Consider the following 25,579-nt stretch of genomic DNA (forward strand, 5'->3'; position numbering starts at 1 on the left):
CCACCCCCCAGGTCATCCGTTCGACAGGGGGCAAAAGTCATGCCGGGCCCGGAGGCCAGCGGCCCTCTTGCAGGACCGCGAAAAACATAACGGGGGCCACCGGCGCTTGACCAACAGTTGATGACTGGCCCGGCGGGCGCGGTGGGTCGAGCTGATCCGCGCGGGGGCGCCTGCGGCGGTGGACCGTCGGCCGGCAGCGTCGACGGGCTGCTGCATGACAGGAGTGGGAGGCCGGGGAGGCCACCGGTGGGTGCGACGAGCACCGTGGACGACGGGCTTCGCCGAGCTGGTTGCCCGGGCTCAGGCCGGTGGCGTGAAGTTCACCGGGGACCGTGAGGGCAGCCACGTCCAGCCCCGGCTCTTCCGGCCGCCCGGCGAACCGACGGTGCCGGTGGCGGCGGAGGTGAGCAGGGGGGCGTCGAAGCCTCACCCGCTCGCCGCCTTCGATGAGTGCCCCTGCGGGGCGCGAACGGCTGCTCAGACGAGCCGCTTACGACCCCAGAGGAAGAGGAACGCCACGACGCCGGCCGTCAGGGCGAACAGAATCGACGACCCGAACCACTGCATACCACTCATCTGCGAGATGGGGATGTAATCCACCGACGCGCCGACGATGTCCGCTTTCTTCATGCACAGCTCAACCGCCTCCTCTTCCGCACACGTGCCCAAGTCGAGCAGTTTTCCGCTGCCGGTGACATACGAGGCGTCGAGGTGGTGCGCGGTGTGGGGCACCTCCGGAAAGGTGATCGGGGTGCCGGGGCTGACCGGCTTGCTGGTGACCGTGACGATGTCGCCGAGCGACACCTTGAAGTAGCTCCAGACCGTCTGGAGGGCGACGGTGAAACCGAGGGTCACGACCATGGCCACCAGCGTGCGGCGCAGCACCACACCTATCGCCGCCCCGCCGAACACGGAGAGGAGGGTGAGGGCGAGGGGCACCGGGCCCGTGGTGTTGAAGAAGTCACTGTTGGTCCAGTCGATGCCCGTGTTCTGGGACTTGACGGGGCTCCACCACCAGGCGAACACAGCCGACAGCGTGACCGTGGTCACCACGACCACCAGCCCGGTCAGCCCCAGCTTCATGGCGAGCCAGCGGTTGCGGCTCACGGACTGGGCGGCGATCAGCTTGGCCGTGCCGTTCTCCAGGTCGCCCGCGAACAGCGGGGCGCCGAGGAGGACACCGAGTATGACGGGGATCGCCGTGAGACCGGTGGTGACGGAAGCGAACGCGGCGAGGTACGGGTCGAACTCCGTGTCCACGTCGTCGAGGTTCTTGACGGGAAAGCCCCAGGCGTGGAGGAAGTCCATCATCTGGCCACGCTGGTAGACGATCCAGGCCACGCAGAGCACGGTGGCGGCGATGATGGTCCAGAACGCGGCCCGGTGCTGGCGCCAGACCAGCCAGGTCATACCGCTGAGGCGGGGGCGCCGGGTGACCTCCGTGGTGGTCGCGTTCCTGGCCCCGTGCCTGGGGCCGTTCTTGGTTCCGTTCATTGTCCCGTTCATCGTCCGGTTCGTCGTCCCGTTCTTGCCGTCGGTCGAGGGGCTGGTGAAGGTGCTCATGCCGCCACCGTCCCGGTGCCGAACGCCTGGCCCTGGACCTGGGCGGTGGGGGTGATCAGCGGTGATGCGTCGGGGGAGCGGAGATAGGCGAGCAGGAGTTCCTCCATGCTCGGGGCGGCCACCTCCCAAGGACCGGTGACCGGGCCCTCCGGGCGGATGAGCGCGGTGAACTGCCGTCCGCTGGTCCGGGCCTCGACGAGGGTGTGGTACCCGAGGCCGGCGGGCAGGCCCTCGCCCTCCCTGGCCCCCGTGACCACGGCGTGCACGGTCATCAGCTCATCCACGTCACCGGCGAGGCGCACTCCGCCGCCGGAGACGACGACGAGGAAGTCGCACACGTTGTCCAGTTCGGCGAGGACGTGGGTGGACATCACCACGGTGGTGCCGCGCTCGCCGGCCTCGGCGAGGAGGGTGCCCATGAGTTCGTGGCGCACGACCGGATCGAGGTCCGCCATCGGCTCGTCGAGCAGCAGCAGTTCGGGACGCTTGCCGAAGGCGAGGGCGACGGCGACGCGGGTGCGCTGGCCACCGGAGAGGGTGCCGATCTTCGCGTCGAAGGGCACGTTGCCCGCGCGGACGATCTCCTCGGCGGCGCGCTGGTCCCAGCCGGGGTTCAGCTCCCGCCCCAGCCGCAGGGTCTCCGCCACGGTGAAGCGACGGAACAGGGGCTTCTCCTGCGCGAGGAAGGCCGTACGCCGACCGGACTCCACCGAGCCCGGCGCCTCGCCGAACAGGCTGAGCGAGCCCTGCGTCGGCTTCAGGACATGGGCCGCGAGGTTCAGCAGCGTGGTCTTGCCCGCCCCGTTGGGGCCGACCAGCCCGCAGATCCTGCCGGCCGGAAGCCGGAAGGTGCAGTCCCGCAGCGCCCAGCCCCGCCGGTAGCGCATCCCCAGTCCGTGCGCCTCGAGCGCCGGCTCCCCCGCGTACATGACGTCACTCACCTGTGCTCCTCGTTGTCGTGGCCCCCGTGACCGCCGTGGTCCCGGTGGCGTACTGCTTCTCCAGCGCCGACGCGACCAGCGCGGCCACGTCCTCCTGCTCCAGACCGGCCTCGGCCGCCTTCGACATCCACGCCACCAGCTCCCCGTACAGCGGCGAGTCGGTGCCCGTCTCGGGGCGGCCCAGCGTGCGGCGTACGAAGGTGCCCAGGCCCGGTCGCGGTTCGACCAGGCCCTCGCGCTCCAGCTCGCGGTACGCCTTGAGGGTGGTGTTCGGATTGACCGCGCTCGTCTCGGCGACCTCCTTGGCGGTGGGCAGCCGGTCGCCCGGCACCAGTACGCCCAGCCGCAGGGCCTGCTTGGTCTGCTGCACGATCTGCTGGAAGGCGGGGACCCCGCTCCGCCTGTCGATGCGGTACTCCACGGCCACCACTCCCTTCCATCATCATTCCACTAATCGAGTAGTGGAATGATGATGGAAGGGAGTGGCGGCAGTTGTCAACGGGGTCCGGGAACGGGCCGGAAACAGACCAGGAGATACGCCCCGGGGCGGTCAACATGCTTGCGACGTCGCCGGGCGGTTACGGCTGCGAAGTGACAACTGTTGTCCGTTCCCAGCAGAGGTGAGCAGACGGACCTGTTCTGATCAGGGAGCTGTCGCTTTCGCTGGGACGGTGTCAGGCGGGGGCGTCCCAGCGAAGTTGTCGGGACGATTCTCATCTTCTATTTCGTTCTCAGGAGCACCGGCATTCTGATTTTTGGCGACGATCGTGACCTGGCCCTGTTCAGTTCTCCTGGGACGACGGTGTCGTTTCCGCGCGGCGCCCGGAAGACGAAGGAGAGACGTGGTGTGTCCTGTTCGGTCAGATCCAGCGCGACGCCCGACTGCTCGAAGGCCGTGCGTGCGGGCTGGCAACGGGCGAGGTCTTGGGAACCTCATGCCAAGCTCCGTTCGTCCTTATCTACCTGAGCGGCCGCAGTTTCCGAACCGGCCCTGATACGCGATGGAGGCAGACGTTGCCCCAACCCGTAGGCCGGTACGTGTACTGGTCCCAGCGCCTGGTCACCGAGGTGATCGACGACAACGGGGTCCGGCTGCACCCCCGTATCAAGCCCGCCCTCAATCTCGGTCTGGCGGGCAATGGCGTCAGCCTCGCCGGCAGGGACCAGGAGAACACCTCCTTCGACGTCGCCGAGACGCTCAAGAAGAAGCTCCGCAAGTCGATCATCATGGACTTCAACTCCCCGGCTTCTGGGCAACTCGTTCAGGGTGCAGGCCATGCTGAGGTGGCGGAGTTCCAGACGTGGGGGTACCCGCAGCACCGCCTCCACCAGCGCACCGCTGTGATCCACACACAGGCAACCACGCGGGAGGGACGAGTCGATCTCTGCCTATTCGGCAGCCTGAAAAACCTGAGGGGGTTCGCTGTTCCGGAGGAGGACAGTGTCGGCGGGTGGACTTCGTCGGCCGCCCCAATGATCGAGGAGTTCATTGCCCTCCGAGGTGCCGAGGTGAGCACGCGGACGGGACACGAGTTCCCGTTCGACGATGAGCAGCTTGCCGTGGAGATCCTTAAGGTCGCGATGTCGCAGGGCATTTACACCGAACCTGCTGCCCATCAGGGGCGCCCTGAGACCCGCGCATACACAGTGTTGGGGTTCGACGCGACCGAGTACGTCGCTCTCGTCTACAGGGACGTGGTCCTTACACCGGGGCGGTGGGACTTCCGGGGGGAGCCGGAGCTGGATGGCGTCCGCCGCATCCTCATCGGGGCTCCTCTATGGATGCGTACGACGCGTCAAGGCTCCATCCGGCGGTACTTCGGTGAGAACCGGGTAGTAATCCCTCGAACTCTGGGTACATCGAGCACACCTGCAATTGGCCCCTCACAGGCGACACCCCCCGGGCCCGGCCACGTGCTCCTTCAGCACCCGTGGGACGGAGATCGTACGCAGGACTGAAATGCCTGTTGTCCCCATCCACACCATGACGACGACATCACCCACTCAGAGTAAGTAGGTCTATCGAGAACTTCTTCTAAATCCCGGCGTGGTCAGATGCTGCATCACTAAGGTGACTGTGTGGCTACAACGAACATGCCCGCAGCGGGCCAACCACTCGCGCCGATCTATCCGTACAACGAACCGAGCCAGGCCGTCCTTCTGCACGGCGGCCTGATCGGCGGGCTAGGAGCAACCGACGTTCCTGGCCGCGTCGAGTTGATCTGTTCAACCGGGTTCAACTTCGAGTGGAAGGTCGGAGATGGGGCATCTCCAGGCTTCGCGAACCGCGACGAGGTTGACCTGATTCTCCATCGTCCGATGGGCGACATGATCATGCCCGGGGTGCCGCGGAACACCGACGGAGGATGGTCGAACGGGGCCTCGTTCGGAAACCCCGGGGCCTCATTGAATCGACTCGTCGTTCATTGGTTCAACCTGCCCAACTGGCATGGCCCGATGGGGCTGGTGGCGAGGACGGCCGACGGAGAGCAGGAGTGGTCAGGCCGTTGGGAGCATCAAACGAGCGGCTGGAAGATCACGCTAGATGTACGCCCCGACTATCAGAGGGTTTGGCGCGATCTCCACCAGACTGATGTGTACGTGATGACGCACGTGATGGAGGTGCGTCGTACCGACGGCTCGCTCTTTACACCCGACGAGGTAGATCCCGTGCTGACAGCGATGCACGTTGGGGTCTCGTTCGCGCTCGGCCGATGGGCTGCTCCCATGCTGCCAGTTGGCGAGGACAGCGGCGGTCGGGTGGCGTGGGAGCAGTGGGGTGCCTCCCACTGTGACCCGGCGCGCAGGAGTAGTGATGGTTGGTGGTACGACCAAGATCACAAATCGCTTGGCGACTTCTTGAGCCTTGTGATCGACGCCTTTGCGGACCCTGACCGACTCGTTACGCTGCGCTTTCAGATGATGTATGCCATCTCCGCCATGCGGAGCCGTGACTTTGTCGAGCCTCGGATCATCATGGGTACAGCTGGCCTGGAACACGTAATGTGGGAACGTCTCGTCCTCAACGGCATTTTGACCAAGCAGCAATACAAGCAACGCCCGGCACATGAGTTGCTGCGCAAAGTGCTGCTGAGTGCCCAGATCCCCGTTGACATCAATCCTCAGCTCCTGCCGGCGGCCGCACAGTACGCTGCTGATGTAAAGATGAACGAGAACAAGGACATTGACGGTGCTGACGTCGTAACCTGGGTCAGGAATCGACTGGTGCATCCGCAAGAGTCGCAGGAGCCGGTTTACCGATTGGATGGCTTGACGAGGGATGCTTGGCTTCTCGCTCGCCATTACCTAGTGTTGTTGATTCTGAACTCACTAGGATACAACGGCAATTATAGGGACCTCACACGAATTCGGGGCTGGGTGGGTGACGTGGCTAGCGTTCCCTGGGCGTGATCAGCGGATCTTAGGGTTTTGCATCAGGTCTCCCGTGCGGCGCAACCCACGGCGGGTGTTGGGTGCTCGGCGTCATTTGTGCAGGTCGTCTCGGACGTCCCCTCGGGATTCGCCCGAAGTATACGGGAGTTTGCTATTTCTGCTGGAGCTCATCCCGAAGGGCGTCGTGGTCGTCCGGTGTCATCACCAGCATCAGCGATCTTCCCAAAGGGTCGGTCCAGCGGAAGAGGGCGTCGTTGGAGAAAGCGTGGGAGTGGAGCTTCTCGCGAAGGGTGGGAACGTTCAGCCGGTGCTCGGCCTCTGTGTAGACGGCGTTGATGGTGCGCCGGTGCTGGCTGAGGTTCGCCCATCGGCGAGGCGCCCGCAGTGTCCGCCAAGCAGGATCGGCCACCATGCCCAGCAGCGTGACAAACTCTGGATAGGTCGCGATGTAGTCCCGCTCGTCGACGCGTCGCCTGATGATGTTCCCGTAGATGGCTTCCTTGGGAGGGAGCTGGGCGAGGCGGTCATTCCAGCGTGAGAGCAGATGAGGTTGGTTCTTGTTATGGAGCCAGGAGCGGACCAAGTGCTGAGCTTCTTTCGTCGCTGCTTCCAGGGTGTCAGGGAAACGGCGGGCGATCCGTCGGTGTCGGTGCTCAGCGGAAACGAGCTCTGGGAGGTGGCCGACGCGGTAGTGACGGTTGCCGTCCACCCAGATGCCGTGTCGGCGGCAGAGCTGGAGATCGGCGGGGCGATGGGCGAGGACGGGGCTGGTGATTCCGCGGCGGTGCATGCAGTGTGAGCAGGCGACGTAAAGACGCCGACGGTAGCGGACTACGTCACCTGCGGTGCGCGCCTCAACCCGGGCGATCGCCGGTAGCAGCATCCGAAGGGTCTCGGGCGTAAGACCCGTCAGCACGGCCAGCCGTGGCAGAACCATCGGAGTCCAGCGCCACAGTGTGTCTGTCCGCTTGCCGACCTGCGCGTTTTTGAACGGTGTCAGAGTTTTCGCCAGTTGCCCCGCTGTCACTTGGTTGGCGGCGGCGAGGCGGTGCAGATACCAGCCGAAGACCTCCCCGTGAACCGGTGGCAGAGGAAGCGGCAGGAGCCGGACCGGGGCTTCCCAGGGCTCCAACGCTCAGGCCGCCCTCGGTTTGCGGGCGCGCTTGGCGCGGCGGTGATCAGAGTGAGGCTGCTGGACAGCGTGGTCGAGCTCAATCGCGTCGAGCATGCGCTTGGTGATCTTTTCTGCGCCCGTGTCGATGGCGTCCACCGCGGCTTCTCGGACGAGCTGGGAAAGGCTGCCGATCAGTCCGCCGGTGCGTTCGTGCAGGTAATCGGTCATGGCGACCAAGGTGCCCGGACGATGGGCGTGCAGTAGGAGGGAGTCCTCCATGGTCGCCACGAGGGCCTGCCAGTGCTCCTTGTCCGCGCGGTTCTTGTGGCCGAAGGGTCGGGAGGGGATGACCGTGTAGCGGCCGGCGATCTGCTGCCCGCGGGTGCCCTGGAACAGGCTGCTGGTTTCAACATCGAGACCAGCGAGCACGAAGGTGGCCGCGATCCGTTCCGAGAGGTACTTCAGCTGGTCGGATGCCTCGGCTCCGTTGCGGGTGGTCAGGTCGAGGTTGTGGATCTCGTCGACCAGGACGAGCGTGGTGCCGAGCCTGCCGAGCAGGTCACAGACGGCGTTGGTGATCTGGACCTGGCTCATGCGGTGCTCCAGCGGGACGCCGAGGAATCGGGCGAACTCGCCGGCGAGCATCTTCGGGGTGGCGGCCGGGGGAACGGTGACGAAGACGACCGGCAGTCCGCCGACAGCAGCGGGGTTGCGGCGCCGGGTGATCTGTTCGACGTTCTTGCCCAGCTGGGTGATCGCTGTTGTCTTGCCGGTCCCGGCGGAACCGGACACGATCAGGCCGCGCCGGGCTGAGACCTGGTGCCGGTTGAGCACGATGCGTTTGCGGCCGGTGGTGACGACGCCGCGGATCGTGGGGGTGTTCACGATGACGGATCGTGTGTGGTAGTCGATCCGCGCTTCCTTGTAGGACTCCAATTCGCCCTTGTCCAGGACGGTGCTGGGCCCGAGGGACGGCGGGGGCTCCGGGTTCTCGTCGACGAACGCCCGCCAGCCTTCCTTCGTGGTCAGCGACGCCTGCGGATTGGCGATGTCCTGTGGCGGGGCCTGGCTCACAGGCGGCTCCCGTCAGTGAAGGCGTCGAAGACGCCGAAGGGGATGACGTTCGACGGCTGCTCCAGGACGGCGGTCTCGTCCTCGGTGTCGTCCGGAGCAGGTGCCTGTGGCAGCGCGGCGACGGGCCGAGCGGGTTCCAGGGCTGCGCGGGTGCGGGCTGCGATCCGGCGGTCCGGCCCGCTTTCCGCCCGGGTCAGCAATTGGTCTACGGCAGCGGCCACGGCGGCCTGGTCGGTGTCGTCCCGCCCTCGCATCGCGAGCAAGTCCCGGGCCCGGCGCCATGTGAAGTCCGCGAACGGCGCGGAGACCAGGTGCCGGTGTGTCCACGGAACCGTGATCCACTCTCCGGTGCGCGCGTCGCGTACCCAGACCTGGGACAGGTCGTAGGGGTCGTAGTGGACTTCCCAGAGCCCGCCTTTGGCGGTCACTCCCGAGGAGCGGCGCCGTAGCGGGTTCAGTCCGGGGCAATTGTAGGTGCGATGGTTGATGCGGATGCCGTAGTCGTTGACCGAACGCCAGAGTGCCGGCAGTAGCTCCAGGTAGTCGGTGCCGCTCAGCGGCATCGGCAGGTAACCAGTGCGGGAGACCAGCAGGGCATATGCGTCGTTGGGAGACATGGGTTGGCCCGGTAGGAACGGGCTACGCAGTCCTTCGTGTGGCCGCTGTTGCCAGCAGGCCACGATCCACTCCTGGAGTAGGTCGTCCAGTTCCGCGAGCGTCCAGACAGCCTTGATCCCGGCGCCCCGACGGGTCGTGTTCGAACCGGTGTAACCGGGGATGTGTTGGCAGAACAGCGTGTTGATCGAGGAAAATGTCCTCTCGACGATTCCCTTGTCAGTCGGGGTCGCCGGGCGGGACGGCTGGACGGAGATGCCCAGTGACCGGCAGGCGGTCAGGAAGGTGTCGGAGACGAAGACCTTGCCGTGATCGATGCCGATCGTCTCCGGCACGATCACCGGCTTGGCGGCCGCTTGCTCCAGGCGTGCGTCGATGTCCAGCAGCCTTTGGTGGGGGATCAGCGTCATCGACATCGCCAGCGCGTCCGACCAACCGGGCCGCAGCGGCTCCGGGACCAGCATTTTGGCCAGCAGCAGTGCGGCGTCCACGGCCTTGGTTCCTGCCGGTCGCAGTACCGCAGCGCAGATCGACCTCGTTGCCACGTCAACGGCGATCGTGAGTTCCGGGCGTCCGCTCACCCCGTCCTCCAGGATCACCAGCACGTCCAGCGGTGTCGTGTCGATCTGCACCATCTCGCCGGGTCGGCAGGCCGAGGAAGGGGTGAACGCTCCTGGAGGGCGGCGAGCCGCTGACCTGCGTGATGTGGCCTCGCCGAAGGCATGTGTACCATCGCTCATCACCTCGACGAGCCGATAGAACGCAGACTTCGACGGCATCGCCACTGTGCCCGGCCCGTGCCGTTCCGCCAGCAGCGCCTCCACCCGCCGACGCAGCCGGCCGCGGGTGCCAGTGGACTCATCTGTCGTCGCGGCCAGGATCTCCGTGATGGCGGCCACCACCCTGTCATCGGCCCGTCCCGTCGGTGAGGACGGTCGAGTCGCACGGTGATCCACCAGGCCCCACAGCCCCTGCTCGCGGTAGCGCCTGCGCATTCGCTGAACGGTCCCCACACTCGCCTGCCAGCCGACAGCCCGCAGTTCCGCCGCCTTGGCCGCCACCCGCTCCTCCACCGTGTGGCGGGCCGGGTCGTATTCCGGACGAGGCAGGGCTGTGGGATCAGCATCCAGCGGCTTGCCGAACTCCACCTCGGTCACGTGCTGTTCCCAGGCCGCCGCTTTCTCGGCCTCCCGCTCCGGCACGATGTCCAAGAGCGCGAACGGTGGCATGCGCGCCTGATCGGCACCCTGGCCGATCAGCTCAAAACCTTCCGAGGCCAGCAGATGGGGTAACAGCACCAGACTCGCTGACCCGGCTTCGTCCAGGAGCCGCACCGTCGTGCCGGAGAGGCCGACGACTGTGTGCAGCCGGTCATCCAGGCGCACTCGGTCCCCGACCCTTAACGCCGCCCTCGGCCCGGGGCGCCCGTTCACAGGGCCTCCGACCGCAATACCAGAGTGGCATCTGACAGTGGCCGCGACAGATCGGCTGTCAGCCGCCCCAGCCAGAGCAGATGGAACACCACTGGTAACACCGCGATCGGATCACCGAGTAAGGAAGCCTGTGCCACCAGCGGCGACGGCACCGAGAACAGCGCCAACAAACGGGTCACGAGTCCCCCATCCGCCCCGTGCCGCGGATGCCGATATCCCGCCAGCCAGCGGACGTTCGCCATCCGTGCTTGATCCACCTCGCCGACAGCCCGGTAGCCCCACCCCACCGCTTCACACGCTGTCTGTGCGGCCGCGAACTTGGCCGCCGACCGCGCGTCGATCCGGTCCAGCGGCCGGCAGTCCACCACCAGCCCCCGCCCGTCCTCGAACCGAGCGAAGTAGTCCGGAGCGTGCGAGACCCGCTTGCCCCGCTCGTCCTCCCAGAACAGCCACAACGGCTGCGACAGCAGCCCCGTCACCTGCGGAGTGAAGTCGAGCAGCATCGCGTGATCCCGCTCCAGCCAGGACTCGAACCCCACGTGCCCACCGGTCGTCGAAGACCAGTACAACCCAGGGAAATGCCGTTGCCTGCGATACGACGGGAAGCTGCGGACCGGCCGCCCGGCCTCGAACCGCACCGAAACCGCATCCGCCAACGGCAGCCGATGTTCACCCTGGTCGTCCCGCCAGCCGACCTCGAAGCCGTCCACTCGCGACCGCGTCGCCCCTTCCTCCACGCCCATCTCCATGGTGGCCACTGTGCAGTTCCATGGGGACTGAGGGGACCGAACGGGACCAAACCCATAATCCGAGTGAACATCCGCAGCACGATGGCACCTCGGCGGTTGGGCCGTCCGGCGTCGGGGATGAAGCGTCAGTTGGTGACCTGGTCTCGATGAAGCTGGGCGGGTAGGGCCGCGACGACCCAATGCAGGATTCCATCTCCGCGTTCACGGAGGTCCTTGACTGTGTTCTCGGCCTCGGCCTTGGTGATGGTGAGAAGTAGCTCCGGCCTACGCCTCTTGCTGACCAAAGTCATGGTCTCGATTACGGGTTCAGGGGCCGTCTCGGCAGTACGGGTGTCGCTATCGCTGGCAATTGCGATGAGGCCGTGCACGAGGTTGTTCCGCGTATTAAGCAGGTCTTTCAGTCCCGACAGCAGCGCCAATCCTTCGGTTCGCTGGTCGCTGTTGATCTCCTTGTTCACCTTGAGCAGGACTGTGCAGGTGTCGATGAGATCGCCTGCACTCAGGCCAGCTACGACCAACTTCGCGTATCTGGAGTCCAGTAGCGCGACCATGAGTTGGCGGAGGTGAAGTTCCACGAGGGCGCTGGCCTGCGCCGCCTGCCCGACAAGTGTGATCATGTCATCGTAAGCAGCAGCGCGGATCTTCTGCTGCCGCTCGAACTCGTCGTGTCTCGCCTGTTCTTCTGCATTCATTACGGGAGCGTAGCCAGAGTTCAAGGCGCCGTGGGTGCGGTCTTATCCCTCGCTCGGTCCTCACCAGTCGCGGCCGTCCGGAGGGAGTTCATCTGTCACGTCCTGTATACGGTCCAGGGCAGAGGCCGCGAGGTCGCGGTAGAACTGTTCCTCGACGCTGCCCGTGGCGCATCCGTCGGCCAGCTCAGTGGCCTTCGCGTGTTCCTCGACATCCTCAGGGTAGGGCTGTCCGGGTGTCCCGGAGCGCATTCCGCTGTTGCTGGCGTTGTACAGACCGCCCCTCATTCTCCTCAGGCTGGTGTCTCCATGGCGGTCCGCGGCACGCAGGCAGCGGCGTACGAACCCGACGTCCCAGACGAGCGTCCGAGGGGCCTTGGACAGCATCGCCGCGGCGACTTTGATCTTCACTGGGTCGCTGCCATCGAGATACTCGTCGATCACGTCAGTGACTCGACTGTCGTAGGGCCCAGCTACAAGCTCGAAGATGTGGACTCCCAGGTAGCGCCTGCGGGTGGACTCCGGGTCGGCGGCGATCCAGTCGCGAATCTGTCGCAGTAGGTGTGGGAAGTCGTCGTGATCGCGGAACGGCGGGGTCACGTGCCAGCGGAAGGGCAGGGGGGAGTGCATGCCTGTCACTTGGTGTAGTGGGCTTTCCACCCTGGCTTCGAGTAGTTCGATGACGGCGAGGGGCTCGGTGCGGGCGAGTTTTGCGAGGAACTGGCCGATCTCGTAGCCGTCGATGGACGGTGCCGCGGCCAGGGCGGCGAGGAATGCGCTCTGCTGGTCCTTGGAGAGATCCGACCAGGACAACTGACTGTATGGAGGACCTGCTACAGCCAGGGCGAACGCGTCGAAGTCCCCTCTCTCCACGGGGAGCGATGCGGTGAGCAGTTCGACGGCCAAGTCCTTGTGCTGCGCGGCGATGGCGTGCACGGCGCCGAAAGCGGCCCTTCGCACGACGTTGTCCCCGTGGGCAGCGAGTTTCCGGAGCAGGTCCCCCTCGCCATCCAGTAGATCGCCGCGACCGCGCTGGATGCCGAAGGCGTGCGCCACTTCTCGGGTGAGTTCGGTGTTCCCCGAGCCCATGAGCGTCCGGCCCCAGTGGACCGCGCGGTCGCCGGCGACATGTCCCATCGCAGCGAGAGCGACCGACACCAACGAGGTCAGCGAACTCTCGGGCGCGGCCATGGCCTGTTCGCAGATGGCTTCGCCGATGGGCGGGCGGTGGGTGACCAGCGTCAAGATGAACGGCCGGGCCCGTCCGATGTCCGTGTCGAAGACTCTGTCGTTCTCGCTGAGCAAGGCATCGACACGCGCGGCGATCGTATGGTCTGCCCAGTCGGCGAGAGCGGCCATCACGTCTCCGAACAGAGAGTCTTGCGCGGCACGCCAATCCGAGATGTCGGCGTAGATCGCAGGGTCGGCCGGTCCGCCGTGCAGCGCACGTGCGAGCTCGTTGTCCGGTGAGGTGAGAATCGCGCTCAACAGGTCCTCAGCGGGGCGGCGAAGGTCGTCGGGTCCGTACTGTGCGAGCCAGCGCAACTCGGTGCGCACCGCGACCAGGATCGCCGGTGGCAGGGTGTGCTGGAGGATGTATTGGTGCAGCCGATCGACGGTGCTTGCCAGGTGCGGGATCCACGGCTGCTGCATGGCGTCTGTTACCGTCAAGCCGAAACCGCCAAGTGGCAGGCTGAGGGCCTTGCCGATCAGCGAGCAGGCCTCCGAGGCTCGTTCGAGTTGCGGGTGTCCCAGCTCCTCGAACGCCAGGTCGAGCACCGCGCCTCGCATGTCCAGGACTTCCCTGGTGGGGGGTAGCACGTAGGGGCGGAAGGTCAGGGTCCAGGTGGAGGGTGTCCACACCTCATCGTGGCCATCTATGGACAGCAATGGGGCGAGCACGCTCAGCGGCTGGTGGACGGATGGAGCGGCGGGTATACGGGTCAGCCAGCGCTCGACCTGGCTGATGAGTATCTCCTGATACTTGGTGGGGCCCCAGCGGGTGTAATCGGCCCGTTCCGCGAGAATCCGCAGGGGGTGCGAGGGGTGTTGAGTCAGGCCGCGTTGGTCGTCGCGCCCTAGATTCCAAAGAAGGGTGGCCGCCTGCGGCAGGAACTCCAGATGATGGACGATGGCTTGGAGGACAGGGGCCAGGGCATAGCGCACTTCTGTGTCAGTCCACGTGTGGGTGAATCCAAGTCCGACCTCTGCCGTGACGGGGTCGCAGGGGTTGTCCACGGCCCACGTGGCTAGGTCGAGGGCGCGTCGTGGTTGGAAGAAGGCGAGCTTCGCCACGACCTCCAGTAGGCTCACCCGCCCCCGCGCATCCGCGGCGCGGAACGCTCCCGTGATCTGCTCCCACAGGGGCTCGATTAGTCCGGTTCCGGTGCCCTGTTGCTGCTGTTGCCAGTCCACACGGCCGGTGTTCACCACCAGGTTGGCCAGCGCGCTGCCCTGGCCGGCTTCCATGGCTCTGGCGAGGTAGCCCGTGGGGAGGCCCGTGCCTGAGTGCCGCGCCGCTTTGATGAGCAGGGCATCGCCCAACAGGTCCGGCACCAAGCGCACTGCGGTGCCATGGCTCAGCGCTACCCCGGCATCCTCAAGGGTCGCCAGGTGCTGCGCGCAGAGATCGAACGGCAACCTGGTCAGGGCTTCCAGCGATGTACGGACCTCCGGTTCCGCGAGGCGCACAGGCTGGAACGCGGCGAGGGCGCAAAGCAGTTCCTGGGGTACCTGGCCGGAAGCCGGGTCGGCGGTCAGAGCCTCAGCAAGCCGGTCCGTAAGTTCCAAGTGGAGTTGCTCGTCGCCTTCGAACCTCTGCGGATCCACAGCGCCGCTGTTGATCAGCGCCGCGCCGGTGACGATCAGCAGCGGACAATCCCGTGCCGCTGCGGCGAGCCTCGGTGCATGGAGCCGTACCGCTTCGTCCAGAATCTCGCTGGCCAAGGAGAGCGCGTCGTCGAACTCCAGGTCCCCGATCTCGACCACAGTGGCCTCGCTCACCTGCAGGCCAGCCCGGGCAAGTGCGCGGCGGGCATGGACCATGCCGTAGGGCCGTAGGGAGAGCAGCACGTTGGCGGACGTGTTGACGCTGCGGACCCCGGAGACGATCTTTTCCAGAGGGAGGGTGTCGTCGTGTGCATCGTCGACGATCACCAGCAGTTCGCCGGTGCTCGGCAGTTCCCTGAACGCGCCCGGGCCGATGGAGGAACCAGGGCCGAGCACCCGTACTTCGACGGTGGGCTCTGCGTCGCGCATTGCTTCACACAGGGCCGTCACGATCTTCGTCTTCCCGGCTCCGCCCCGGCCGACGAGGAGCGCGACGCGTCCTTGCTCGTTTCTGGCGAACGGTACGAGGCTGGCCATTGTCTGCGTGCGTCCGACGAGTCGCCAACGGTGGGTGTAGACCGAGCCCTTGTTCACCTGGCGGAGGTAGTCGTCGGGTTTCATCCAGGGATCCGGCTCCACGGCCCCCTGTACCAGCGTGTCAATGTGCATGTAGCCGGTGTTGGCGATTCCGCCCCCGCTGGCAGTTGCTTGCCCGGTGTAGGACAGGCGTACTGGGGGGTGAGGAGTGTCGCCGGTTACCGGGGCCGGACCGCGGTAACCAGTCACGGCCATGCCTCCGCTCGTGGCCTGGGCGTTGCCGGTGTCCGCCACGGTTACCGATGGCTCGGGCGCCTCGTCCCGCGCTTTGCCTGATGATGCTTTCGCCATGGGTGCGCGGGTCCTAGTTCGAGTAGTCGATGCCAGAGACGGAGTCCGTGCCGCTGGCTTCTCCCGTACGCTCGGCTGTGGCCGCGCCGCGCCCCCGGCCACCCGGTCGTCTGATACCGGTGACGCCGCCGCCAGTCGCCTTTCCGGTTCGGCTGGCCTTGTCTGTGGGGCCAGCCGGGGACGGGTTCTGCAACAGGGCCCAAACCAGGGCCACGATGCCGACGGCGGCTTGGATGGAGGCGCCGGCCAGCGCTCCCGCTTCGGGGTTGTTCAGCAGCCAGATCAGCGGCGTGGAGACAATCCCTACCACCGCCAGCACGATGACCGTGATCTTCCGCCCCTGCGTCATGCCGGTCCTCCCACTGGGCCGTCAGAACGGCGACCCGCCCATCCGTACGGCCTTGCCACATCTTCGTCTACAAGGAACGCGCTCTGCGTCCCTCATGGTTCCGGGCTCCTCACACGGCATGCGCGGCATCGCTGGCGGTGCACAGCGATGGGTGGCCTTCCTTGGGCATGCCAAGCCGTACTTGCCCAACTTGGCTGCACTCGCAATAGGCGGGCTGAGCTGGGCAAAGTGATCCGCCCCTAGATAGCCAGCGCTGCAGTTTCGGTGGGACTTGATCACACTGCTGATCAGATCCAGAGGGACTGCTCATCTTTGCTGGGAACGGACAACTGTCGTGTCCTGTCCCAAGGCGCACGGGCAAGATCGTGGCGCACTATTGCAAGCAGGTGCTTGCAATAGTTAGCGCGGGGGTGCACTGTGGAGGTATGGCATCGCTCAACGTCGGCAATCTCGGTGAGTATCTGCGCGAGCAGCGGAGGAACGCTCAGCTGTCGTTGCGGCAGCTCGCCGACGCCGCCGGGGTGTCCAATCCGTATCTGAGTCAGATCGAGCGGGGGCTGCGCAAGCCGAGCGCGGAGGTGTTGCAGCAGGTCGCCAAGGCGCTGCGGATCTCCGCGGAGACGCTGTACGTGCGGGCGGGGATCCTCGACGCCGAGCGTGATCGCGACGAGGTCGAGACGCGCGCGGTCATCCTCGCCGACCCCACGCTCACCGAGCAGCAGAAGCAGGCGCTGCTCCAGATCTACGAGTCCTTCCGCAAGGAGAACGGCTTCGGGCCCGACGGCGCCAGACCCGACGGCCCGGACAGTGACGCCGGCAGTGCCATCGCCGACGCCGATCCGCAGCAGACGGCCAGTTGACCGGACCAGGGGACCGGCCGCCCGCCTGCGGATCCGCACCACCCTCCGCCGAATCCACGGCGAACGAACTGAACGCGAACGACCCGAACAAAGGGAGGACCATCACCATGGCCATCACGGACGACCTGCGCAAGACCCTCAGCGACCCGACCCCGCTCTACTTCGCCGCAGGCGCCGCCGACCTGGCCTTCCAGGAGGCCAAGAAGGTGCCTGGCCTGGTGGAGCAGTTGCGCGCCGAGGCCCCGGCCCGCTTCGAGGCCGTTCGCAGCACCGACCCCAAGGCCGTACAGGAGAAGGCCACAGCCCGCGCCAAGGAGGCCGGTGCCAAGGCCAAGGAGGCGCAGGAGAACCTGCAGACCAAGGTCAACGAGTTCTTCGCCACCCTCGACGGCGACCTGAAGAAGCTCGGCACCACCCTCGACGCCGACCTCAAGAAGCTCGGCGAGTCCGCCCAGGACCTCGCCCTGCGGGGCGTCGGTGTCGCCGCCGAGTACGCGGTCAAGGCCCGTGAGACCTACGAGAAGGTCGCCGAGCACGGCGAGCAGGCCGTGAAGCAGTGGCGCGGCGAGGCCGCCGAGGAGATCGAGGAGCTGGCCATCGCGGTCGAGCCCAACGCCGAGCCGAAGACCGAGCCGAAGGCCCAGCCCGTCGCGGTCGAGGAGGGGCCCGCCGAGGCCAAGGCCGCTCCCACCAAGAAGACCGCCGCCAAGAAGGCCCCGGCTCGCAAGACCACCGCGAAGAAGACCACCCCGCCCGCCAAGTGAACCCCGGCGGGACCGACGGGCCGGGCACTCCTACGGTGTCCGGCCCGTTCTTCGGGTAGCCGTGACGCGGTTGCGGGTACGGTGACCGGGTAAGGACGAGCTGAGACGGGTGGTGGACGTCGTGCTGATGCAGGGCTTCGCAGGGTTCATGTGGCTGCTCTACCTGGCCATGCTGGCGCTCGCCGTCGTGGCGTTCGCGATGGCCGCCCTCTTCCGCGAGGACGCGTACCGAGCCGCCGGCAAGCAGAACAAGGGCTTCTGGCTGATCCTCCTCGGCATCGCCGTCGCCGTGAATCTGCTGATCCCGATGCTCTTCCTCCAGATCATCGGCCTCATCGCGTCGATCGTCTTCTTCGTCGACGTCCGCCCCGCGCTGCAGCAGGTCTCGGGTGGCAGAGGCGGAAAGGGAGGCCGGGGGTCGAGCAGCGACGGTCCCTACGGGCCCTGGAACGGCGGCCGATAAGGCCGATCAGGGGGTCGGGGCCGGGGCGGAAGCCCCGACTGCTCACTCATCCCGCTCAAGCAGGAGCAACGCCACGTCATCGGCCAGCTCACCCCCATTGAGCTCCCGTACCTCCTGCACCGCCGCCTGCAGCAGTTCCTCCCCCCGCAGCCCCTCACCCAGCTGCCGGCGGATCATCTCCACCATCCCGTCCTGCCCCAGTCGCTCCCGGGATCCCGCGCCGACCCGTCCCTCGATCAGCCCGTCGGTGTAGAGCAGCAGGCTCCACTGCGCCCCCAGCTCCACCTGCATCCGCGGCCACCGGGCCCCGGGCAGCAGTCCCAGCGCCGGCCCGTTGTTCTCGTACGGCAGCAGCCGTGCGGGCCAGCCCGGCCCGGCGACCAGTGGTGCCGGGTGTCCGGCCAGGCACAGGCCCGCCCGGCGCCCGTCCGGCGCGATGTCCACCGTGCACAGGGTCGCGAAGATCTCGTCGTCGCCCCGCTCGTGCTCCAGCACCTCCTGAAGGGTCCCCAGCAGCTCGTCGCCGCACAGCCCGGCCAGGGTCAGCGCGCGCCACGCGATCCGCAGCTCCACGCCGAGCGCCGCCTCGTCGGGGCCGTGCCCGCAGACGTCGCCGATCATGGCGTGCACGGTGCCGTCGGGGGTGCGCACGGTGTCGTAGAAGTCACCGCCGAGCAGCGCGCGTGAGCGGCCGGGCCGGTAGCGGGCGGCGAAGCGCAGCGGGGAGCCCTCGAGCAGGGGCGTGGGCAGCAGGCCGCGCTCCAGGCGGGCGTTCTCCTGCGCGCGCAGCTTCCCCTCGGCGAGCCGTCGCTCGGCGGAGTCGGAGCGCTTGCGCTCCACCGCGTACCGGATCGCCCGGCTCAGCAGCCGCCCGTCCAGCTCGTCGCGGAAGAGGTAGTCCTGGGCCCCCACGCGCACCGCCTCCGCGCCGCGCTCGGCGTCGCCGGACGCGGTCAGCGCCAGCACGGCGTGCCGGGGTGCGAGGCGCAGCACCTGCTTGAGGACGGCGAGCTCGTCGTCGCCGTCCTGCGTGCGGCCGGACGGCGCCAGCGCGAGGTCGAGCAGGATGCAGTGGACGTCGTCCGTGAGCAGCCGCTCCGCCTCGGTGAGGTTGCGGGCGGTGCGCACGCGGATCGGCCGGCCGGCCGAGTCCAGCAGGTCCGGCAGGACCGGCGCGGCGGCCGGGTCGTCCTGGATGAGCAGCAGCGTCAGGTTGGTGGGGGCGGTGTCGGAGGCACCGCTGCCGTTGGGAGTGATGTTCTTCTCGACCTCGACCGCCTGACCACTATCCACGACCGGGATGGCTCTCTGCCGCGGTATGGGTACGGGCATCGTTTCGGGTTCCTTCCCTCCCCCCGAGGGCACGGTGGGGCGAGGGACCTCGACCCACCGACGGGGACCATAGCCGGAGAGTGCGCCGCAACGGAATGGTGCGCGGCACGGAGCTTGATCTCAGGCCAGCGTCATATGCCGCTTTACCTACCGCAGTTGGGCACGCCGACATCCGGCCGGGGATGACGAACGTCACGTCCGTACGGCGTTTGACGACCGGTCGGCGTGCGCTGGGTCACGTGGCACCCATCACGAAACCGGCATTTCACTCCCAATCCCTCAGGCGTCCGGTCGGACCACGCCCAGGATCGGCATGGAACCCGCCCCCGCCAGTGTCACGTTCCGGCCCGGCCGAGGGGCGTGGACCATCGCGCCGCCGCCCACGTACAGCGCGACATGGCTGGCGTCCTCGAAGTAGATGATCAGGTCGCCGGGGCGCATGTCCTTGATGTCGACGCGCTTGAGCTGCTTCCACTGCTCCTGCGAGGTGCGCGGAATGCCCCGTCCGGCGCTGGCCCACGCCTGTGAGGTGAGCCCCGAGCAGTCGTACGACCTCGGGCCCTCGGCGCCCCATTCGTACGGCTTGCCCATCTGTGCGGTGGCGTACTTCACGGCCTGCTCGCCCTGCGCGGACGCCTTGCCCTGGACGCCCGCCAGCACGCCGGTGTCCAGCCAGGCGGTCTGCGCCTGCCGTGCGGCCTCCTGCTCCAGCTTGGCGAGGCGTTCCTTCTCCTCCCGCTCCAGCTGGGACTCGAGCTCCTCGGCGGCCGCGATCTGCTGCTCTATCCGCTTCTGGGCGGCCTCCTTGGCCTTGCGGTTGGCCTCCAGTTTCTGCCACTGCGCGGAGGCGTCCGTGGCGTACTGCTCCAAGTCCTGCTGGGTCTGGTCGAGTTCGGCGATCAGGTCCCTGGTCGCCTTCTGGCCCTGGAGCACCCGGCCGGTGCCGTCGAGAAACTCCTGCGGGTCGTCACTCAGCAGCAGCTGGGCCTCGTCCGACAGCCCGCCGGTGCGGTACTGGGCGCGGGCGGCGGCCCCCGCGCGCTTCTTCAACGCGGCCAGCTTCTCCCGGCCTTCGACGATCTTCTTGGCCAGCGCCACGATCGCCTCGGACTGCTGCTTCGTCGCCTCCTCGGCGGCGTTGTAGGCGTCGGTGGCGACCGCCGCGTCGTGGTAGAGCGCGTCGAGCTTCAGGCGTACGGCGTCGAGGTCCTGGTTGGGTACGGGGTTCGGGGCCGCCGCCGACGAGGAAGGGCTGGGGCTCGGCCCGGGGCTCTTCGCGAACGCGGTACCCGGTGCCGTAAGGACGGTGACCGCACAGACCACGGTCACGGCCACCGCGAGCACGCCGCGCTTGCCCGTCCCCGTACGCGCACCCATACCGCTCCCCCCAACTGATTTACCGTCAGTAACTTACGGACATCGGGGGGATCGTGCCATGTCGCGCCGGAAAACGACAGAGGCAGAACGCCACAGGCGACGACACAGGCGGCGCGTCCCCCCGCCCTTGTGACGAACACCGCACGGAGATCGTTCCGGACACGCCGAGCGACCCGACGAGCTTTGCTGTGGCCGGCCTCCTCACGACCGGGGTGCCAACGCCTCCCACCGCACGGTCACTTCGCCCTGCCGCCACCGCACCGGCCCGTCCGTCACCGGCCAGTCGGCCGTCAGATCCCGCACCGCCCGGATCCAGCGCTGCCGGGCGCCGTACGACGCGTAGGGCGCGGCGGCCGCCCAGGCGCGGTCGAAGTCGCGCAGGAAGGCGTGCACCGGCTCGCCCGGCACATTGCGGTGGATCAGCGCCTTCGGAAGGCGCTCCGCGAGGTCCGACGGCCGCTCCAGCGAGCCCAGTCGGGTCGCGAACGTCACCGTGCGCGGGCCCTCCGGCCCGAGCGCCACCCACACATGCCGCCGCCCGATCTCGTCACACGTCCCCTCGACCAGCAGCCCGCCCGGCGCCAGCCGGGAACACAGCCGCTCCCACACGGCGGCCACCTCGGCCTCGTCGTACTGCCGCAGCACATTGGCGGCCCGGATCAGCTGGGGCCGCTGGGGGACCGGGATCTCGAACCCCCCGTGCCGGAAGGCGAGCCCCTCCCGCTCGTAGGGCCGCGCGGCCGCCACGCGCGCGGGGTCGATCTCGACGCCCACCACGCGCGCGTGCGGCGCGACCGTGCGGAGCCGCGTGAGCAGTTCCACCGCCGTCCAGGGGGCCGCCCCGTACCCGAGGTCGACGGCGACCGGCGCCCCCGCCCGCCGAAGCCCGGAGCCATGCGTCGCCGCGATCCACCGGTCCATCCGCCGCAGCCGGTTCGGATTGGTGGTCCCGCGGGTGACGGTGCCCACGGGGCGGGCGGCGGAGCGGGAAGACATACGTACGAGGGTATGCGCTCACCCACGCCACCCCACCCCGCCGGACTCCCGTACGCCCACGCCCCGTCGGACTCCCGCCTTGCCCGGTCGCCGCGATGCCCTTGCGTCGGTCGGACGCGCGACTTCCGCGCCCTGTCGGACCCGCGGCACCCCTCGCCCCGACCCGCGACTTCCCCGCCCTGTCGGACCCGCGGCACCTCTCGCCCCGACCCGCGACTTCCCCGCCCTGCCGGACCCGCGGCACCCCACGCCCCGACCCGCGCCTTCCCCGCCCTGCCGGACCCGCGGCACCCCACGCCCCGACCCGCGGCTCCCCGCCCCGCCGGACCCGCGACACCCCACGCCCCGACCCGCGGCTCCCCGCCCTGCCGGACCCGCGGCACCCCACGCCCCGACCCGCGGCTCCCCGCCCCGCCGGACCCGCGACACCCCCGTCCCGCCGATCACCGCAACGCCCCACCCTCTCGAACGGTTGAGCGACTGGCGGTAATCGTTCGGCAAAAACCGCCGCTCCGGAAACCCGTCCGGAATGGGAACGACTTCCTCCGGTGTTGCCACCCGTGGAGGTGCCCCGCCCTCCTGTTCGGCCTGCCCGCAGCAAGGACCCGCAAGGAGGATCGCCACGTGAGCCAGTACGTCAGCAGACTCGGGCGTCGCTCTCCGGCCACGCCCTCCCGGCTCCGACTGCCTCACCGCAGGCCACGCCGCATCGCCATGCTCTCCGTACACACCTCACCGCTGCACCAGCCCGGCACCGGAGACGCCGGCGGCATGAACGTCTACATCGTGGAGCTGGCGCAGCGCCTCGCCGCGATCAACATCGACGTCGAGATCTTCACCCGGGCCACCACCGCCGCCCTCCCGCCCTCCGTCCAGCTCTCCCCCGGCGTCCTCGTCCGGCACGTCGACGCCGGCCCCTACGAGGGCCTCGCCAAGGAGGACCTCCCGGCGCAGCTGTGCGCCTTCACGCACGGCGTGATGCAGGCGTGGGCCGGCCACCGCCCCGGCCACTACGACCTCGTCCACTCCCACTACTGGCTCTCCGGCCACGTCGGCTGGCTCGCCGCCCAGCGCTGGGGCGTCCCCCTCGTGCACGCCATGCACACCATGGCCAAGGTCAAGAACGCCAACCTCGCCGCCGGCGACACCCCCGAACCGCCCGCCCGCGTCATCGGCGAGACCCAGATCGTCGACGCCGCCGACCGCCTCATCGCCAACACCGCCGAAGAGGCCGACGAACTCGTCCGGCACTACTCCGCCGACCCCGGCAAGGTCGCCGTCGTCCACCCCGGCGTCAACCTCGACCGGTTCCGCCCCGCCGACGGCCGCGCCGCCGCCCGCGCCCGCCTGGACCTCCCGCAGGACGCGGTGATCCCCCTCTTCGCGGGCCGCATCCAGCCCCTGAAGGCCCCGGACGTCCTGCTGCGCGCTGTGGCGGTGCTGCTGGACGAGCGCCCCGAGCTGCGCTCCCGGATCGTCGTCCCCGTCGTCGGCGGCCCCAGCGGCAGTGGCCTCGCCAAACCGGAGGGCCTGCAGAAACTGGCCGCCCGCCTCGGCATCGCCGACGTCGTACGGTTCCGCCCGCCCGTCGGCCAGGAGCAGCTCGCGGACTGGTTCCGCGCCGCGTCCGTCCTGGTCGTACCGTCCTACAGCGAGTCCTTTGGCCTGGTCGCCATAGAGGCGCAGGCCGCCGGGACGCCGGTGCTGGCCGCCGCGGTCGGGGGCCTGCCGGTGGCCGTGCGCGACCGCGAGACCGGCTTCCTCGTGCAGGGGCACGACCCGGCGTCGTACGCGCGCGTGCTGGCCCGTTTCGCCGACGAGCCGCAGCTGACCCCCCGTATGGGTACGGCCGCCGCCCGGCACGCCCAGTCCTTCGGCTGGGACACCGCGGCCGCCGCCACCGCCGAGGTCTACACGGCCGCGCTGCACGCCCACCGCCGTCGCGTACGCTCCCACCATGGGTGACGCACAGCAGAAGGCCACCGCGCAGACCGTCGAGGACGCCCTCCGGGACGCCGAAGTGGAGTGGGAGAGCCCCCAGCCCGGCAGCTACGTCGCCAGACTCCCCGGCACCCGCAAGCTGTCCACGACGGTCTCCCTCCTCGTCGGCCGCCACTCCCTCTCGCTCAACGCCTTCGTCATCCGCCACCCCGACGAGAACGAGACAGGCGTCCACCGCTGGCTCCTGGAACGCAACCTCAAGCTGTACGGCGTGAGTTACGCCGTCGACCGCCTCGGCGACGTCTACGTCACCGCCCGCCTCCCCCTCGCCTCCGTGACCGCCGAGGAGATCGACCGCCTGCTCGGCCAGGTCCTGGAGGCGACCGACGGCGCCTTCAACACCCTTCTGGAGCTGGGCTTCGCCTCCGCGATCCGCAAGGAGTACGCCTGGCGGGTCGCGCGCGGGGAGTCCACCCGCAACCTGGAGGCGTTCAGCCACCTGACGCGGCGGCCCGCCGAGGAACCGTCGACGTGACCGGCCCAGGCACCCTGAGCACGTCGTAGCCGACGAACGAGAACATCCGCCGCCCGGCCGGCCACGGCCCGCCCTCCCCGACGTACCGGTGCGCGCCCACCCCGTACGGGACGTCCGGGCCGGACACCCACAGCGCCTCGAAGTCGCGCTCCTTGAGCCAGTCGCACACCCCGGTGTCGTAGTGCCGCGTCCGCGTCCACACCAGCACCCCGCCCGGCCGGCACAGCCGCGTGCAGTAGTCGAAGGCACGCCGCACGTCGTCCTCGGTGATGTTGCCGAGCACCCCGCACATCAGCACCACATCCGCGGGCGCCATCCCGGCGTAGGCGTCGGTCGCGGACGCGTCCCCGGCGACCACCTCCACCACCCCGTCCAGCCCGGCCTCCGCCGCGAGCCGCCGTGCCGCGGCCACGTTCCGCTCGTCCAGCTCCACCAGCCGCGCCCGTACGTCGTCCCGCCGGGGATGCTCCGCCAGTACGCCGATGAGGTCCCGCCCCTGCCCCGCACAGGCGCTGACCACCCGCAGCGGCCCGGGCGGCGCCTCGTCGAGGGCGGCCGCTATCCGCTCCTGGACGAGCTCCAGGCGCCTGCTGAGATAGGAGTCGGGCGAGTCGTACGCGTCATGCCACTCGTGCCAGTCCACGACCTTGATACTTCACTGTTTGACGGCCGCACATGCACACGGCCGCACATGCGAACTGGTCTCACGGGCGCGCGGACGTGTCCGTGACGGGGGCCGGGACCTCCGCGCGGGTCGTCCGCTCGTCGGGCAGGCGCCGCATGAGCACGGCGTACCCGGCGCCCGCCGCCGTACCGACGACGGCACACATGCCCCACAGCCACTCGGCACCGAACCGGTCGATGACGACACCGGACATCAGCGGGGCGACGAGGGAGGCGACGGCCCACGACAGCGTGTACATGCCCTGGTAGCGGCCGCGCCCCCGCACCGGCGAGAGCCGGACCACGAGCCCGGTCTGCGTCGGCGCGCTGACGATCTCGGCGAGGGTCCACACGCAGCAAGTCGAGGCCGCCCGGAGTGGTCACTCACACGGGTGGTGTTGATCGATTGCCTGACCGATCGGGGGACGTGTGGTCTAGGTTCACGGCATGTCGCGCTTCCGGATGTACCCGACGTGTGAGCAGGAGCAGCAGATGCTGCTGCACTGCGCGCACGCCCGGTATGTCTGGAACCTCGCCGTGGAGCAACACGCGCACTGGAAGCCGGGCCGCGCGTCCGCGCCCGTTTCGCCGAGCAGTGTCGCCAGCCGACCGAGGCGCGACGGGAGAACGAATGGCCGGCCGCCGGGAACGCGGACGTGCAGCAGCAGGCGCTGAAGGACTTCGCCAGGGCCAAAAACGCCCGCTTCACCTCCGGCTTCGGCGAGCCGACCTGGCGCAGGAAGCACGTGCACGAGGGCTTCCGCGTCATCGGGACCGATCGCGTCCCGGAATACGAGGCCGACGGCTCACCGAAGCTGAACGCCAAGGGCAAGCAGGTCCTGGGCCGGTCGGTGGTGGTGGTGCAGAAGCTCAACAGAAGATGGGCGCAGGTGAAGGTACCCGGCTGCGGCTGGGTCCGCTTCCGCCTCACCCGCGCCAACGGCCACCAGCCGTTCGAGCGCCCGTGAACCTCAACCCACCTGGGTTGGAATCCCCCTCTTTTTTGAGAAG

23 protein-coding genes and 1 pseudogene are annotated in these 25,579 nt (G+C 68.4%); 9 read left to right on the forward strand and 15 right to left on the reverse strand.

Going from position 1 to position 25,579, the window contains the following annotated elements; genetic code table 11:
- Positions 1–477: 477 nt before the first annotated feature.
- Genes ACH5AC_RS23055 through ACH5AC_RS23065 form a run of 3 tightly spaced genes read right to left on the reverse strand, consistent with a single transcriptional unit; the run spans position 478 to position 2,925 of the window.
- On the reverse strand, positions 478–1,563 hold the full coding sequence (locus ACH5AC_RS23055; protein WP_398863912.1) for an ABC transporter: 1,086 nt from the start codon (positions 1,561–1,563) through the stop codon (positions 478–480).
- Positions 1,560–2,492 carry an ABC transporter ATP-binding protein gene (locus ACH5AC_RS23060; protein ID WP_398864207.1) on the reverse strand — a complete coding sequence of 311 codons (933 nt, stop codon included), beginning with the start codon at positions 2,490–2,492 and terminating at the stop codon, positions 1,560–1,562. The genes ACH5AC_RS23055 and ACH5AC_RS23060 overlap by 4 nt, the downstream gene beginning before the upstream one ends.
- A gap of 4 nt (positions 2,493–2,496) precedes the next feature.
- Entirely contained in the window at positions 2,497–2,925 is a 429-nt protein-coding gene (locus ACH5AC_RS23065; protein ID WP_398863913.1) for a GntR family transcriptional regulator, read from the reverse strand.
- Positions 2,926–3,572: 647 nt separating this feature from the next.
- Between ACH5AC_RS23065 and ACH5AC_RS23070 the strand changes: the two genes are divergently transcribed.
- On the forward strand, positions 3,573–4,463 hold the full coding sequence (locus ACH5AC_RS23070; protein WP_398863914.1) for a hypothetical protein: 891 nt from the start codon (positions 3,573–3,575) through the stop codon (positions 4,461–4,463).
- Between the two features lie 120 nt (positions 4,464–4,583).
- Positions 4,584–5,915 (forward strand): hypothetical protein, encoded by a 1,332-nt coding sequence (locus ACH5AC_RS23075; protein WP_398863916.1) that lies wholly within the window; start codon positions 4,584–4,586, stop codon positions 5,913–5,915.
- Positions 5,916–6,048: 133 nt separating this feature from the next.
- Here ACH5AC_RS23075 and ACH5AC_RS23080 read toward each other — a convergent pair whose 3' ends face one another.
- The 7 genes from ACH5AC_RS23080 to ACH5AC_RS23110 form a co-directional block, all read right to left on the reverse strand.
- Positions 6,049–7,029: a TniQ family protein gene (locus ACH5AC_RS23080; RefSeq protein WP_398863917.1), complete on the reverse strand. Its 981-nt coding sequence runs from the start codon at positions 7,027–7,029 to the stop codon at positions 6,049–6,051.
- 3 nt (positions 7,030–7,032) lie between these two features.
- A complete protein-coding gene (locus ACH5AC_RS23085) occupies positions 7,033–8,085 on the reverse strand; it encodes an AAA family ATPase (RefSeq protein ID WP_398863918.1) in 1,053 nt (350 codons plus the stop codon).
- Positions 8,082–10,085: a Mu transposase C-terminal domain-containing protein gene (locus ACH5AC_RS23090; protein ID WP_398863919.1), complete on the reverse strand. Its 2,004-nt coding sequence runs from the start codon at positions 10,083–10,085 to the stop codon at positions 8,082–8,084. The genes ACH5AC_RS23085 and ACH5AC_RS23090 overlap by 4 nt, the downstream gene beginning before the upstream one ends.
- Positions 10,086–10,129: 44 nt before the next feature.
- Positions 10,130–10,882, reverse strand: a complete 753-nt coding sequence (locus ACH5AC_RS23095) for a TnsA-like heteromeric transposase endonuclease subunit (RefSeq protein WP_398863920.1) — start codon at positions 10,880–10,882, stop codon at positions 10,130–10,132.
- Between the two features lie 125 nt (positions 10,883–11,007).
- A complete protein-coding gene (locus ACH5AC_RS23100; protein WP_398863922.1) occupies positions 11,008–11,574 on the reverse strand; it encodes a hypothetical protein in 567 nt (188 codons plus the stop codon).
- A 60-nt stretch (positions 11,575–11,634) separates the two neighbouring features.
- Positions 11,635–15,069 (reverse strand): hypothetical protein, encoded by a 3,435-nt coding sequence (locus tag ACH5AC_RS23105; RefSeq protein ID WP_398863923.1) that lies wholly within the window; start codon positions 15,067–15,069, stop codon positions 11,635–11,637.
- A gap of 232 nt (positions 15,070–15,301) precedes the next feature.
- Positions 15,302–15,637: a hypothetical protein gene (locus tag ACH5AC_RS23110; RefSeq protein WP_381087191.1), complete on the reverse strand. Its 336-nt coding sequence runs from the start codon at positions 15,635–15,637 to the stop codon at positions 15,302–15,304.
- Positions 15,638–16,062: 425 nt separating this feature from the next.
- Here ACH5AC_RS23110 and ACH5AC_RS23115 point away from each other — a divergent pair, with 425 nt between their 5' ends.
- The 3 genes from ACH5AC_RS23115 (at position 16,063) to ACH5AC_RS23125 (ending at position 17,724) form a co-directional block, all read left to right on the forward strand.
- Positions 16,063–16,497, forward strand: a complete 435-nt coding sequence (locus ACH5AC_RS23115) for a helix-turn-helix domain-containing protein (RefSeq protein ID WP_398863924.1) — start codon at positions 16,063–16,065, stop codon at positions 16,495–16,497.
- A 107-nt stretch (positions 16,498–16,604) separates the two neighbouring features.
- The gene (locus ACH5AC_RS23120) at positions 16,605–17,261 is read left to right on the forward strand and encodes a hypothetical protein (RefSeq protein ID WP_398863925.1); all 657 of its coding nucleotides are present in this window, start codon (positions 16,605–16,607) and stop codon (positions 17,259–17,261) included.
- 127 nt (positions 17,262–17,388) lie between these two features.
- On the forward strand, positions 17,389–17,724 hold the full coding sequence (locus ACH5AC_RS23125) for a DUF2516 family protein (protein WP_398864208.1): 336 nt from the start codon (positions 17,389–17,391) through the stop codon (positions 17,722–17,724).
- 42 nt (positions 17,725–17,766) lie between these two features.
- Here ACH5AC_RS23125 and ACH5AC_RS23130 read toward each other — a convergent pair whose 3' ends face one another.
- From ACH5AC_RS23130 to ACH5AC_RS23140, 3 genes are all read right to left on the reverse strand, one after another.
- Positions 17,767–19,056, reverse strand: coding sequence for a PP2C family protein-serine/threonine phosphatase (locus tag ACH5AC_RS23130; RefSeq protein WP_398863926.1), 1,290 nt, complete (start codon positions 19,054–19,056; stop codon positions 17,767–17,769).
- A 279-nt stretch (positions 19,057–19,335) separates the two neighbouring features.
- Positions 19,336–20,433 carry an NlpC/P60 family protein gene (locus ACH5AC_RS23135; RefSeq protein ID WP_398863927.1) on the reverse strand — a complete coding sequence of 366 codons (1,098 nt, stop codon included), beginning with the start codon at positions 20,431–20,433 and terminating at the stop codon, positions 19,336–19,338.
- A 201-nt stretch (positions 20,434–20,634) separates the two neighbouring features.
- Positions 20,635–21,429 carry a class I SAM-dependent methyltransferase gene (locus ACH5AC_RS23140; RefSeq protein WP_398863928.1) on the reverse strand — a complete coding sequence of 265 codons (795 nt, stop codon included), beginning with the start codon at positions 21,427–21,429 and terminating at the stop codon, positions 20,635–20,637.
- A 624-nt stretch (positions 21,430–22,053) separates the two neighbouring features.
- Here ACH5AC_RS23140 and mshA point away from each other — a divergent pair.
- Together mshA and ACH5AC_RS23150 are read left to right on the forward strand one after the other, a co-directional pair.
- Entirely contained in the window at positions 22,054–23,394 is a 1,341-nt protein-coding gene (gene mshA, locus ACH5AC_RS23145) for a D-inositol-3-phosphate glycosyltransferase (protein ID WP_398863929.1), read from the forward strand.
- Positions 23,387–23,905: a YbjN domain-containing protein gene (locus ACH5AC_RS23150; RefSeq protein ID WP_398863930.1), complete on the forward strand. Its 519-nt coding sequence runs from the start codon at positions 23,387–23,389 to the stop codon at positions 23,903–23,905. Before mshA ends, ACH5AC_RS23150 begins: the two co-directional genes overlap by 8 nt.
- Here the strand turns inward: ACH5AC_RS23150 and ACH5AC_RS23155 are convergent.
- Positions 23,862–24,548, reverse strand: coding sequence for a methyltransferase (locus tag ACH5AC_RS23155; RefSeq protein ID WP_398863931.1), 687 nt, complete (start codon positions 24,546–24,548; stop codon positions 23,862–23,864). The two genes, ACH5AC_RS23150 and ACH5AC_RS23155, sit on opposite strands and share 44 nt — an antisense overlap.
- A gap of 61 nt (positions 24,549–24,609) precedes the next feature.
- A pseudogene (locus ACH5AC_RS23160) lies at positions 24,610–24,936 on the reverse strand (MFS transporter); the annotation flags it as partial.
- Between the two features lie 124 nt (positions 24,937–25,060).
- Between ACH5AC_RS23160 and ACH5AC_RS23165 the strand changes: the two are divergent.
- Together ACH5AC_RS23165 and ACH5AC_RS23170 are read left to right on the forward strand one after the other, a co-directional pair.
- Positions 25,061–25,243: a hypothetical protein gene (locus tag ACH5AC_RS23165; RefSeq protein WP_398864210.1), complete on the forward strand. Its 183-nt coding sequence runs from the start codon at positions 25,061–25,063 to the stop codon at positions 25,241–25,243.
- A complete protein-coding gene (locus ACH5AC_RS23170; protein ID WP_398863932.1) occupies positions 25,225–25,536 on the forward strand; it encodes a hypothetical protein in 312 nt (103 codons plus the stop codon). Before ACH5AC_RS23165 ends, ACH5AC_RS23170 begins: the two co-directional genes overlap by 19 nt.
- Positions 25,537–25,579 lie beyond the last annotated feature (43 nt).

Source organism: Streptomyces sp. NPDC018693, assembly GCF_044391385.1.
Lineage (GTDB): Bacteria > Actinomycetota > Actinomycetes > Streptomycetales > Streptomycetaceae > Streptomyces.

Coding starts and splice junctions, on each gene's coding strand:
- ACH5AC_RS23115 (WP_398863924.1), top strand. CDS start 16,063: ATGGCATCGCTCAACGTCGGCAATCTCGGTGAGTATCTGCGCGAGCAG.
- ACH5AC_RS23140 (WP_398863928.1), bottom strand. CDS start 21,429: ATGTCTTCCCGCTCCGCCGCCCGCCCCGTGGGCACCGTCACCCGCGGG.
- ACH5AC_RS23060 (WP_398864207.1), bottom strand. CDS start 2,492: ATGTACGCGGGGGAGCCGGCGCTCGAGGCGCACGGACTGGGGATGCGC.
- ACH5AC_RS23165 (WP_398864210.1), top strand. CDS start 25,061: ATGCTGCTGCACTGCGCGCACGCCCGGTATGTCTGGAACCTCGCCGTG.
- ACH5AC_RS23120 (WP_398863925.1), top strand. CDS start 16,605: ATGGCCATCACGGACGACCTGCGCAAGACCCTCAGCGACCCGACCCCG.
- ACH5AC_RS23130 (WP_398863926.1), bottom strand. CDS start 19,056: ATGCCCGTACCCATACCGCGGCAGAGAGCCATCCCGGTCGTGGATAGT.
- ACH5AC_RS23105 (WP_398863923.1), bottom strand. CDS start 15,069: ATGCACATTGACACGCTGGTACAGGGGGCCGTGGAGCCGGATCCCTGG.
- ACH5AC_RS23100 (WP_398863922.1), bottom strand. CDS start 11,574: ATGAATGCAGAAGAACAGGCGAGACACGACGAGTTCGAGCGGCAGCAG.
- ACH5AC_RS23095 (WP_398863920.1), bottom strand. CDS start 10,882: ATGGAGATGGGCGTGGAGGAAGGGGCGACGCGGTCGCGAGTGGACGGC.
- ACH5AC_RS23055 (WP_398863912.1), bottom strand. CDS start 1,563: ATGAGCACCTTCACCAGCCCCTCGACCGACGGCAAGAACGGGACGACG.
- ACH5AC_RS23135 (WP_398863927.1), bottom strand. CDS start 20,433: ATGGGTGCGCGTACGGGGACGGGCAAGCGCGGCGTGCTCGCGGTGGCC.
- ACH5AC_RS23110 (WP_381087191.1), bottom strand. CDS start 15,637: ATGACGCAGGGGCGGAAGATCACGGTCATCGTGCTGGCGGTGGTAGGG.
- ACH5AC_RS23150 (WP_398863930.1), top strand. CDS start 23,387: ATGGGTGACGCACAGCAGAAGGCCACCGCGCAGACCGTCGAGGACGCC.
- ACH5AC_RS23125 (WP_398864208.1), top strand. CDS start 17,389: ATGCAGGGCTTCGCAGGGTTCATGTGGCTGCTCTACCTGGCCATGCTG.